4 protein-coding genes are annotated in these 12,136 nt (G+C 72.4%); 2 read left to right on the forward strand and 2 right to left on the reverse strand.

Annotated features, from left to right (window positions below):
• Positions 1–205: 205 nt before the first annotated feature.
• Positions 206–3,145 carry a DUF4215 domain-containing protein gene (locus WME76_RS25335; RefSeq protein ID WP_437954853.1) on the reverse strand — a complete coding sequence of 980 codons (2,940 nt, stop codon included), beginning with the start codon at positions 3,143–3,145 and terminating at the stop codon, positions 206–208.
• A 455-nt stretch (positions 3,146–3,600) separates the two neighbouring features.
• On the opposite strand from WME76_RS25335, the gene WME76_RS25340 reads away from it, so the two are divergent.
• Entirely contained in the window at positions 3,601–9,222 is a 5,622-nt protein-coding gene (locus WME76_RS25340; protein WP_437954854.1) for a DNA repair ATPase, read from the forward strand.
• 232 nt (positions 9,223–9,454) lie between these two features.
• Positions 9,455–10,663, forward strand: coding sequence for an FIST signal transduction protein (locus tag WME76_RS25345; protein ID WP_437954855.1), 1,209 nt, complete (start codon positions 9,455–9,457; stop codon positions 10,661–10,663).
• A 273-nt stretch (positions 10,664–10,936) separates the two neighbouring features.
• On the opposite strand, the gene WME76_RS25350 is transcribed toward WME76_RS25345, so the two are convergent.
• Positions 10,937–11,707, reverse strand: coding sequence for a hypothetical protein (locus tag WME76_RS25350; protein WP_437954856.1), 771 nt, complete (start codon positions 11,705–11,707; stop codon positions 10,937–10,939).
• Between the last annotated feature and the right edge of the window lie 429 nt (positions 11,708–12,136).

Here is a 12,136-nt window from a genome sequence, read left to right on the forward strand (position 1 = left end):
CCGCGCGCGGGCGCCGGGCCGCGCAAGCGCTCCGGGACGCCACGCGTTCCTGCTCGCGCTCGGGATCGATGAACCGAAGAGGGGAATCGAGGGCGGGATCTGAAGGCGGGGACGAGAGAACGCCGCGCGACCGAGGCCTGGTGACGGCGGCGCGGCGGCCCGAGAAGGCCGCCGCGCGCTTCACGCCGTCACGGGCCCACCGGGATCACTGGACCTCGGTGTGGCACGTGGCGCTGCAGTCGTCGCCGCTCGCCGTGTTGCCGTCGTCGCACTCCTCGTACGGCGCCTGCCGCACGCCGTCGCCGCAGTGCGGGCCGAACACGCAGCCGGGCGCGCACTCGCCGTAGCCGCCGTCGTTCACCCGGTCGTCGCACTGCTCGGGCGGCGTCTGGGTCACGCCGTCGCCGCAGCGCGGACCGATCACGCAGCCGGGAGCGCACTCGCCGTAGCCGCCGTCGTTCACCCCGTCGTCGCACTCCTCGCCGAGGTCCCGCTGCACGCTCCCGTCGCCGCAGACCGCGCCGATCCGGCAGCCGAGGCAGCCCATGCTGCCGTCGTTCACCCGGTCGTCGCACTCCTCGCCCCACTCCTCCTGGATGACGCCGTCGCCGCAGTCCGACGCCTTGGCGCACTCCGGCGTGCACCCGCCGTAGCGGCCGTCGTTCACGCCGTCGTCGCACGTCTCCTGGGGGGCGTCGATGCGCGCGTCGCCGCACCGCGGCCCGATCAGGCACTCCTCCGTGCACCCGCCGTAGCGGCCGTCGTTCACGCCGTCGTCGCACTCCTCGCCGAACTGGCTGTCGATGTTCTCGTCGCCGCAGAGCGGCGCCGCCACGCAGCCCGGCGCGCACGCCGCCGAGCCGTAGCCGCCCAGGTTGGTGCCGTCGTCGCAGATCTCGTACGGGGAGCTCCGGACGCCGTCGCCGCAGTAGAGCCCCAGCGTGCAGCTCGTCGAGCACTTGCCGTACCCCGGGCCGTTCGCCGCGCCGTCGTCGCACTGCTCGTCGGACGTGACGATGCCGTCGCCGCACACCGGCTCGCAGACCGACGGGGCCGCGTTGAAGCCGCCGAGCGTCAGCTTGTAGCTGGACGCCGCGGTGTGGCGCTCCGCCTGGAACACGGCGACCTCGTAGACGCGCCCCTCGGTGAGGCCGAGCTCGTCCATGAGCACCGTCCCGCGATCGTCCTCCACGCCGGCGACCTCGCCCGTCCCCATCGGCGTGTGGATGCCGCCGAGATCGATGCGGAGCCGGTTGTTGATGAACACCCAGACGTCGTCGTCGCCGTAGAAGTCGAGCCGCTCTCCGCCGCGGTACTCGAACCAGTAGCGGACCTCGCTCGTGAAGTAGAAGTTGTGGTTGCCCGCTTCCGCCCAGTCGTTGAACGGATCGCGCGCCAGGCGGCTCGCCTCGCGCTGCGCCGCCGGCACCAACGGGTCCTGCCAGCCGCGGCCGTCGAGCGGGAAGAACAGGGGATCCTCGAAGACGAACACGTCCGACGCCCCGGCGCGCAGGAGCGCGAGGTGGTCGACGACCGTCCTCGAGATCGACGAGTCGTTGTACCAGCGGTTGAAATCCGTCGCGTTCGTGAGGAAGGCGGCCGTCGGCGGCGACCCCGCGAACTGCGGCTTGCCGTCGGCGCCGAGCGTCGCCCGCACGAGCCCGCGCACGAGGGCGTTCGGCGGGTCGGTGTTGGGCTCGAAGTTCGGCGCGTCCTCCTTGAAGTCGCGGTACACGATCGGCACGCGCAGCTCGTCGCCCAGCGTCACCACGTTCGTGCAGCTGTATCCCGGCTCGACGGCGCACGCCGACGAGCAGCCGTCGCCGTCCGCCGTGTTGCCGTCGTCGCAGGCCTCGCCGCCGAGGCGCAGCCCGTCGCCGCACGCCGACGTGCAGCCGGCGTCGCCGCAGTCCGGCTCGACCTGGCAGAACGGCGTGCAGCCGTCGCCCAGGTTGGCGTTGCCGTCGTCGCACGGCTCGGAGCCCTCCCGCTCGCCGTCGTTGCAGACCGTGTCGCGGCAGATGTAGCCGCCGGCCGCGGGCTCGCACACGACGCCCGGCTCCCACTGGCACGCCGCGTCGCACCCGTCGCCGTCCAGCGTGCCGCCGTCGTCGCACTGCTCCCGGGCGACGACCCGCCCGTCGCCGCAGACCGCCGTGCAGCGGCTCCCCGCGCGCGGGCAGTCGAACCCCGCCTCGATCTGGCACGTCGCGGAGCACCCGTCGCCCGAGGTCCGGTTGCGGTCGTCGCACCCCTCGCCCACGCCGATCTGCCCGTCGCCGCACACGACCGTGAACGTGCAGTGCTGGCCGTCCGCGCACACCCAGCCCGCCTCGACGAGGCAGGTCGGCGAGCAGCCGTCGCCCGGCTCCGTGTTCCCGTCGTCGCACCGCTCGCTCGGCCGCAGCCGGCCGTCGCCGCAGCGCTCGATCGGCCTGCACGGCTGTCCCGGCAGGGGACAGACGATGTTGTCCGGGTCCTCGAGCGCGCAGACCTCGGAGCACCCGTCGCCGGCCGTCGTGTTCCCGTCGTCGCAGGCCTCGCCCGTGGAGACGCGCTCGTCGCCGCACGTGTGGAGCCGGTAGCACGGCTCCCCCGCGCGCGGGCAGACCCAGTCGCCCGGCTCCCGCTGGCAGCGATCGTCGCAGCCGTCGCCCGCCGCGGTGTTCCCGTCCTCGCACGTCTCGCCGGGCTCGATCGCGCCGTTGCCGCACGCGATCGTCGTGTGACACCCCTCCCCCGGCTCGCAGGCGCAGTACGGCTCGATCTTGCAGGCGCCGGAGCAGCAGTCGCCGGGGAGGCTGTTCCCGTCGTCGCACTGCTCTTCCTCCCGGTTCGTCTCGCCGTCGCCGCACGCAGGCTCGACAGCGTCGCACTCCGGCGGCGCGTCCGGCCCGTCGCACGGATCGCCCCCGCCGCTCCCCGACGCGGGCCCGACCGTGATGAAGCCGCCGAAGGCGCCGGAGCTGTCGTCGGCGCCGGTGCCCGTCGCGCCGCCCTGGCCCGCGCCGCCCGCGCCGCCCGCGCCGCCGGTGCCCGTCGCGCCGCCGCCCGCGCCCGTGTCGCCGCCGCCTCCACCGCAGGCGACGAGCGGCCCGGCGAGCAGGGCGAGCACCACAGAAGAAAGTCCCTTTGCCAAGCGCATCGATGCCACCATCCCAACCCGCTTCAGAAGAGCGTCACTTTGTTTAAGGAATGCCGCGGAGCGCCTCCGCCCATGGACGTGCGCCTCCGGGGACGGCGTGGGCGCGTGTCGCACCGCGCTTTCGCGCGTGCAGGCCGCCCTCGTCCCGGCCCGATCGCAACGCAAACACTGCAATATTGCAAGCGGATTTCTCGCCACAGCGGGTTTGCGACGCGCCGCGCGCCGCGCCGCCACGGAATCCGCCCGGGCGGTGCGCGGCGCGGGCGCGGCGCGGGCGCGGGCGGCTCGCCGGCCGCTCGGTCTTGACATCGCGGCTCGGCCCTCACGGGCCGCACGAAGGCGCCAACTCGTCCCCCGGGCGCGGCAGAAGGGCTGTAGTCTGGCCGCGGGGAAGCCGGGCTCGCGCGACGCGGGGCGGGTCGAGGCGAGGAACAAGGCGATCGAACGGAGCAGGCATGGTGTCGACAGGGGCCTTGGACGGGGCGGCCCGCGCGGCGGAGGCCGCCCCGCCGAAGCCGGCGGATACGCTGGATGGGGGCAATTACGAGGTCATCCGGCGGCGGCTCGTCGAGCGCGCCGAGGAGCTGGGCCGCCGCGCCGAGGCGCTCAACGCGCGGCGAAAGCAGGTGTTCGGCGGCGCCGACCTCGCGCTCCTCGAGAACGCGCGCGTCAGGACCGAGAACAACTGCGTCCCCCGCGACATCGTGAGCATCCGGGGCAAGCTGCTCGTCGGCTACCTCGTGTTCATGGGGCTGAAGGAGGTGAACGTCGGCGACGTCTTCAGCCTCCACCGCTTCGCGAAGGAGGACGGCGCCTTCGACCTCACGCCCGTCGCGCTCGACGAGGGCGACGCGTTTCTTACCGACGCTGGATTCCTCAAGGAATTCAAGGACCTGCACCGCTACGTGAAGGAGCCCCGGCTGCTCCAGCTCAGGCGCAGCGACACGCGGCTGCTCGCCATCTTCCAGGTCGGCGCGACCGAGCGCGACGTGAAGGTGTTCCGCTGGAGCATCGACGCGACAGGGCGCATCCGGTACCTCGACTCGCGCGGCGAGGAGGACAGCGTCCGGCCGCGCGCCCACGACTTCGCCTGGACGCAGTCCACGCGCGACGACCACGTGCAGGGCAAGCACCCGCACGTCTCGATCCTCGGCGAGATCTTCGTCGAGACGGTCGGCGGCGATCTCACCGTCAAGGTCGAGAACAACACGACCACGGGGCTCGGCATCTACCGCGAGCCGGTCGACGACGCGGGCCAGGCGCTCGACGACGCCGACATCCAGTACGCCCGGCTCGGGCCGCTCATCCTGCTCAAGATCAAGCCGTTCCGCGAGCCGTCGTACCGCTACCTCGTCTACAACGGCCGCACCCGCAAGGTCGTGCGCATCGACGCGATCGGCCTCGCCTGCCTGAGCCTCCCCGAGGACCAGGGCATCGTCTTCCCGAACGGCTACTACCTCGTCACCGGCGAGACGAAGCGCTTCGAGGGCAGCACCGAGAGCCTCGTCTTCGAGCGCGTCATCCGCTCGCCCAACGGGGAAGACGTGCTCTACGTGTTCCACCAGGTCGTGGAGGGGCGCTACGTGCTCTTCCCCTACAACCTGATCCGCAAGGAGATCGCGACCCCGATCCAGTGCCACGGGTACAGCCTCTTCGACGACGGCAAGATGGTGATCTTCCGGGCGTCGAGCGACGAGGCGACGCGCGTCCACCCGATGCAGATCTGGCAGACGCCGTTCATGACCGCGGAGTTCGCGGCGTCGGCGCCGACCGACGGCTCGTACCTCGCGAAGGTGGGCAACGCCGACCTCGTGCGCGGGATCTCCGACGCGCTCAGCCTGCGGCGCGCGGCGATGGACGGGTCGCCGACCCGCCAGACGTTCGAGGACCTCATCCGGACCGCCGGGCGGATGACCGACGCCTTCTACTGGCTCGGCCACGCCGAGGCGGGCGACCTCCAGTCGACCGTGACCGAGCTCCGGGCCGTGTCCGAGAGCATCGTCGACGAGTTCGAGAAGGTCGAGGCCATCAAGGCGCGCGCCGCGAGCGCGCTCGCCGAGACCGAGGCCGCGCAGAAGCAGCTCCTCGGCGGGGTGCGGCCCGAGGACGCGGCGAGCGTCGACGCCTTCCTGACGGCGCTCACCGCCCTGCGGCGGCAGCGCGGGCACCTCATCACGCTGCGCGAGCTCAAGTACATGGACCTCGGCCGCGTCGACGCGCTCGAGGCCGAGGTCGTCGCGCGGGCCGACGAGGTGAGCCAGGCGTGCGTGACGTTCCTCCTCGGCGAGCAGGCGTTCAAGCCGCTGGCCGACCGGCTCGCGGGGCTCATCGCGAAGATCGAGGCGGTCGCGAAGTCGCCCGGGCTCGCGCCGTTCGCCGCGGATCTCGACGCGGTGAACGAGGGCCTCTCGGTGCTCGCCGACATCGTGGCGAGCCTCAAGGTCGACGACCCCACGGCGCGGACGCGGATCCTCGAGGGGATCAGCGAGGTGTACGCGCAGCTCAACCGGGCGCGCGCGACGCTCGCGGCCCGCGGCAAGGACCTCCGGGGCGCCGAGGGGCGCGCCGAGTTCGGCGCGCAGTTCAAGGTGTTCGGCCAGAGCGTCTCGAGCGCGATCGCGATCTGCGACTCGCCCGAGCGCTGCGACAGGGAGCTGTCGAAGCTGCTCGTCCAGCTCGAGGAGCTCGAGGGCAAGTTCGGCGAGTTCGACGAGTTCCTCGGCGAGCTCGCGGCGAAGCGCGAGGAGGTCAACGACGCGATCGCCGCGCGGCGGCAGGCGCTGCTCGACGAGCGGCAGCGGCGCGTCTCGAACCTCGTGGCCGCGGCGGACCGGATCGTCCAGGGGGTCGGGCGGCGGGCGCGCTCGTTCGCGAGCGCGGACGAGCTGAACACGTACTTCGCGTCCGACGCGATGGTCGCGAAGGTCCGCGATCTCGCCGCCGAGCTCCACGCGCTCGGCGACAGCGTGAAGGGCGACGAGGTCGAGGCGCGGCTCAAGTCGGCGCGGCAGGACGCGCTGCGGGCGCTGCGCGACCGCGAGGACCTGTTCGAGGGCGGCGGCGACGTCATCAAGCTCGGCCGCCACCGGTTCAACGTGAGCACGCAGCCGCTCGAGCTCACGCTCGTCCCGCGCGGCGACGGGCTGGCGCTGCACCTCACCGGGACCGACTTCTTCGAGCCGATCGAGGACCCGGCGCTCGAGAGCGCGCGCGACCTCTGGGGCCAGGAGCTCGCGAGCGAGACCCCGGACGTGTACCGGGGCGAGTTCCTCGCGGGCTCGATGCTCGCGGACGCCGAGGCGGGGCGGCACGGGCTGTGCGGAATGTCGATCGACCGGCTGCGCGAGGCGGCGATCGGCCCGGGCGGGCTGCTCGCCGCGGTGCGCGCGTACGCGGAGGGGCGGCACGACGAGGGCTACGAGCGCGGCGTCCACGACGCGGACGCGGCGCTCATCCTGGAGAAGCTGCTCGCGCTGCGGGCCACGGCGGGGCTGCTCCGCTTCGGCAGCGCGCCGCGGGCGCTCGGCTGCCTGCACTGGGCGGGGCTCGACGCGCGCGCCCGGGACCTCGCGCACCGGCGGGCGCGGAGCCTGGGCCGGCTCGCGGCGCAGCTCGGCGAGAGCGAGGCGCGGGCGGCGCTCGCGACCGAGCTGGCGGAGGGCGTGCGCGCGACGGCGGCGGCGCACCGGCTCGAGCCGACCGCGGCGGAGGTGCGCGTGGCGGCGCGCTACCTCGTGGAGGAGCTCGCGGCCGAGCGCGTGCGGTTCGTGACGAGCGACGCGGCGCTGTCGCTGCGCGACGCGCTCCTTGCCCACCTCGACGTCGCGGGGGGCCGCGCGGCGTTCGAGGACGACCTCCGGCAGCTCGAGAAGCACCCGGCCGAGCGGCTCCAGCTCGCGCTCGCCTGGCTGAGGGGGTTCGTCTCGAGAGACGCCGCGCGCGCGCCCCTGAGCCACCTCGCCCTCGAGGCGGCGGTGGTGATCGTGACGGAGCGGCACCTGGAGCGGGAGCCCAGCGGGGCCGTGACCGAGGCGCGCGTGGAGGGGCTGCTCGGCCAGCACCCGCGCATCCGGGAGCGCGCGCTCGCGCTCCGGCTCGACGAATTCCTGAGCAGGATCGAGGACTTCCTGCACGACAGGGCGCCGCGCTACCGCGCCTACCGCAAGGTGCGCAGCGAGATCGCGGAGCGGGAGCGGAAGCGGCTGCGGCTCGAGGAGTTCGCGCCGCGGGTCCTCACGTCGTTCGTGCGCAACCGGCTGATCGACGAGGTGTACCTGCCGCTCGTCGGCGCGAACCTGGCGAAGCAGCTCGGCGCGGCGGGCGACGTGAAGCGCACCGACCTGATGGGCATGCTGCTGCTCATCTCGCCGCCCGGCTACGGCAAGACGACGCTGATGGAGTACGTCGCGAGCAAGCTCGGGCTCGTGTTCATGAAGGTGAACGGGCCGTCGCTCGGCCACCAGGTGACGTCGCTCGACCCCGCCGAGGCCCCGAACGCGACGGCGCGCCAGGAGGTCGAGAAGATCAACCTCGCGTTCGAGATGGGCAACAACGTGATGCTCTACCTCGACGACATCCAGCACACGAACACGGAGCTCTTGCAGAAGTTCATCTCGCTCTGCGACGGGCAGCGCCGGATCGAGGGCGTGTGGCGGGGCCGGACGAGGACGTACGACCTGCGCGGCAAGAAGTTCTGCGTGGTGATGGCGGGCAACCCGTACACGGAGTCGGGCGCGCGGTTCCAGATCCCCGACATGCTGTCGAACCGGGCCGACACGTACAACCTCGGCGACATCCTCGACGGCAAGGAGGCGCTGTTCGCGCTGAGCTACCTGGAGAACGCGCTCACGTCGAACCCGACGCTCGCGCCGCTCTCGGGGCGGGCGCCGGGCGACACGCACCGGCTCCTCCGGATGGCGCAGGGCGAGGCCGTGGCGACGACGGAGCTCGAGCACGCCTACTCGGCGGCGGAGGTGTCGGAGATCGTCGCGGTGTTCGAGCGGCTCTTCCAGGTGCAGCGGGTGCTGCTCTCGGTGAACCTGGAGTACATCCGGAGCGCGTCGCAGGACGACGCCTTCCGGACCGAGCCGCCGTTCAAGCTGCAGGGCAGCTACCGGAACATGAACAAGCTCGCCGAGAAGGTCGTCGCGGCGCACACGCCGGCGGAGGTCGACCGGCTCATCGACGATCACTACGTGAGCGAGTCGCAGACGCTGACGACGGGCGCCGAGCAGAACCTGCTGAAGCTCGCCGAGCTGCGCGGCCGGATGACGCCCGAGCAGAAGGCGCGGTGGGAGGCGATCAAGAGCGGGTTCGTGCGCATCAAGCGCATGGGCGGCAAGGAGGACGACCCGGTCGTGCGCGTGACCGGCACGCTGTCGATGCTGGGCGAGCAGCTCGAGGGCATCCGCGGGGCGATCGGGAAGGCGGCCGCGGTGGCGCAGGCGGGCGACGCGCGGGCGCGCGAGATGAAGCAGTGGCTCGCGCCGGAGATCGAGCGGCTGTCGACGGCGCTGAAGGGGGTGGCGCAGCCGCGGGTCGACGTGAAGGTCGAGACCGATCGATCGGTGTCGGAGTTCGTGGGGCACCACCTGTCGCTGGTGGAGCGGATCGTGGCGCCGCTCGCGAAGGCGACGACGCAGAGCGCGTTCGGCATCCGGGCGATCGAGGCGCAGGTCTCAGAGCTCGGGCAGGCGCTGCGGTCGCTCGACGAGAAGGTCCGCGCGGGGGCGCGCCCGGCGAGCCAGCCGCCGCCGCCGCGCTACGAGGCGCGGCTCGGGGCGGGGTCGCCGGCGAACTTCTACCGGACCGCGCCCGCGGCCGACGTGGTGGATCACGGCGGCATCTTCGTGCCGACCTCCCGGCAGCCGCCGGCGCGTGGGACGACGGTGGCGATCAAGATCCCGTTCGCGGAGGGCGGCGAGCTCGAGGCGGTGGCGGTGGTCGAGTGGACGCGCGAGGCGCAGGAGGAGGGCCCGCCCGGGTTCGGCGCGCGCTTCGTGCGGCTCTCGGGCGAGCAGCGGGAGCTCGTGGAGGGGTTCGTGCGGCAGCGGGAGCCGATGCTGCTGCGCGCGTGAGGGCGCGGGCGCCGCTGCGGAGGTGCGCGCCGTGATCACAGCGCACGAGCTCGGCCGCCGGCCCGCCGCGCGTTCCCCACACACAGCGAGCGGACGCACGGGACAGGAGCCTCCATCAGCAGTGGAGGCGCGTCCCTTGTGCGTGTTATCACCGTGCCGCGACGCGTATCGTCAGCGATGGCCAGGACTCGAAGCCCGCGCACCGGCGCCGGGCACGCAGGAGCTTCGGCACATGAAGATGATGACCCTCGGACCCTTTGATGGGAACGCGTGGCTGCTGGGCCGCAAGGTGGAGCGCACGGTCGCGGAGTGGAAGGAGCCGGCGAAGCTCGCGATCGTGGCCATGCCGAGCGGGACGAAGCACGAGGAGTACCTCGCCGCGGTCGAGGACGCGACCGGCCTTCCGGTGGTCGGGGCCACGACCGGCGGGGGGTCGTTCACGGAGCGCGGCTTCGGCAGGAGCGGCATCTCGTGCGCGTTCCTCGGCGGCACGAGCGTCGAGGTGGCGTGCGCGGCGGCGCGCGAGCTGCGGGCGGACCACGGCAAGAGCATCCGGGCGGCGCTGAGCGACATGGACGAGGCGATCTCGAGCAACGGCCCGCGCAGCGGCTCGCCGAGCTCGATCCTGGTGCTGGCGGACGCGTTCGCGTGCGACGGCGACGAGCTCGTGGCGGCGCTCCGCCAGGGTGTGCCGCCGCACACGCGCGTCTTCGGCGGGACGGCGGGCGACGGGTGGACCTTCGAGGGGGCGCGGGTGTTCCTGGGCCGGAAGGCGCTGACGGACGCGGCGATCCTGGTGCGGCTGACGCACCGCCACCGGGTGAACATCGACGTGGTGCACGGGTTCCGGGCCGCGGAGGGTGGGCGGGATTTCACGATCACGGACATCGAGCGGAACGTGCTCAGGACGCTGGACGGGCAGCCGGCGGCGCGGGTGTACGAGGAGGAGCTGTCGCGGCTCGGCTTCAGGACGAGCGGCGAGGGGCTGCTCCAGACGATGGCGAAGCACGCGCTGGGGGCGAAGACGCCGTTCGGGGAGGCGCTGAAGATCAGGTCGCCGATCGCGATCCGCGGGGATGGCGCGGTGGTGCTGACCGGCGGGCTGGCGCGGGGGCAGGTCGTGCGGGTGGTGAACGCGGCGCCCGACGCGCTGGTGCAGGCGGCGAAGGGGCTGTCGACCAAGGTGCTGGGGCCGCTGCCGGCGGTGTCCGGGTCGCTGGTGTTCGACTGCGCGTCGCGGCTGCGGCTGCTCGGCGAGCGGTACCGCGACGAGGTGAGGGCGTTCCTGTCGCCGAACGCGGCGTCGCATCCGATGTTCGGGATGGCGTGCTACGGGCAGATCGCGAAGTTCGGGGGGAGCGTCGAGGGGTTCCACAACACGAGCGCGGTGATGGTGGCGTGGGGGGAGTCCGACCAAGGGACAGGGCCCGCGAGCGGGTAACACCGTCCCTCGCCTCTTCCCTCTCTCCTCTTCCGTCTCCCGTCTCCCGTCTCCCGTCTTCCGATCCCCGTCCTCGTCTGTCGTGCGCGTGCGCGTGCGCGTGCGCGTTCCCCGTCCTCCGTCGTGCCGCTACACGTCTCACGGTGACGGGAGAGGGATGGATCGGGCACGCGCACGCGCACGCGCACGACAGACGTGCACGGGAGAGGGAAGGTCGGGAGACGGGAGACGGGAGACGGGAGACGGGAGACGGGAGACGGGAGACCATGACGGCTATCGATGCACGCCGATCCACTTCGACAGCGAGTGCGGAGGTAGCAGAAAGGATGGCTCGATCTCGACGCCGAACGTGAGCTGCCACGCGCGCTCGTCGCCGAGCCCCGCACGCGTCGTCGCGAAGAGGCGTAGACCGGACGCGAACGCCGACGGCACGGGGGTGGCGGGAGAGTCGCACGCGCCGCGCTCCGAGATCCGGCCCTCCACATGACGCACGCCGCCCGTGAGCGTCAGCGCCAGGTGCGGCGTGAGCCCGAGCCTGTCGTCACCAAGACCACCGCCCAGACGAAGCGCATAGGTCCCCCACCGCGCGTGCCGCACCTGGCCCATGCTGAGGAGCAACCCGCCCTCGCCACGCGCGCCGTCAAGATCGGTGTGCACGCCGAACCAGGGGCCCCAGCGGAGCTCCATCGGTCCGCCAACCATGGCCTCGGAGCCAAACGACGCGAGGCCCGTGGTCATCTCGCTCCCCACGCCAAGCACGCCCAGACCGCCCTCGGACGCGCCGCCGAGCGTCGCGCCGGCGCCGCCCGATAGCCACCAGGACCACTCGGCCACCGCTGGCGTCGAATCGATGATGGCAAGCAGAATGCACGCGCCGCGTGACGCGCCCTCCTCCTGGGCCCCGGCGACACGCGCACCGCCGGTGGCGAGCAGCGCGAGGAGCGCGGCGCACCGACGCGCTCGGCGCTGAACCCCATCCCTGCAGCGGTCGTTTCTGGTCATCCGGGGCGATCCTAGCCGATCGGAAGCGGTGAGACCAACCAACCCATGGTCGCCAGGACAACCACAGAATCTCGCACGGTGAGTGGCCCAATGATCGGAACGACAACAAGAGCGCTCGTGCGGCCGCGCTCTTCGTCCCAGGCCCGCCCGCGAGCACGGGAAGCCAACTGAAAGCAAGAACACAGCATCGGATCGCGCTCATGAAACTTTACACAACATAGCGCCACACACAACGATGCTGTCATCGGAGTCCGCATCTCACACCGTGCGAACCGTTTGCATGCGCCGTGGAAACTTCAGGCAAAGCTGCAGACAATTCGGACCTGAGAGACACTCATCTGCTCACGGAGAACTCAGCATCTGTTATGATGTGCTCATCGCGGCCTTGAGCCAGCTTCTCTCTCAGGAAGCTCGCGGCTGCTCCCGGGGGTGCTCGCGTCGCGCATCGCGCGCGGGCCGTTCAGCGCCTGG

The sequence above is a fragment of the Sorangium sp. So ce119 genome (assembly GCF_051524405.1).
GTDB classification, from domain to species: domain Bacteria; phylum Myxococcota_A; class Polyangia; order Polyangiales; family Polyangiaceae; genus Sorangium; species Sorangium cellulosum_G.

Bases quoted from the DNA above. Each gene is read 5' to 3' on its own strand.
- WME76_RS25335 (WP_437954853.1), bottom strand. From the start codon at position 3,145: ATGCGCTTGGCAAAGGGACTTTCTTCTGTGGTGCTCGCCCTGCTCGCC.
- WME76_RS25340 (WP_437954854.1), top strand. From the start codon at position 3,601: ATGGTGTCGACAGGGGCCTTGGACGGGGCGGCCCGCGCGGCGGAGGCC.
- WME76_RS25345 (WP_437954855.1), top strand. From the start codon at position 9,455: ATGAAGATGATGACCCTCGGACCCTTTGATGGGAACGCGTGGCTGCTG.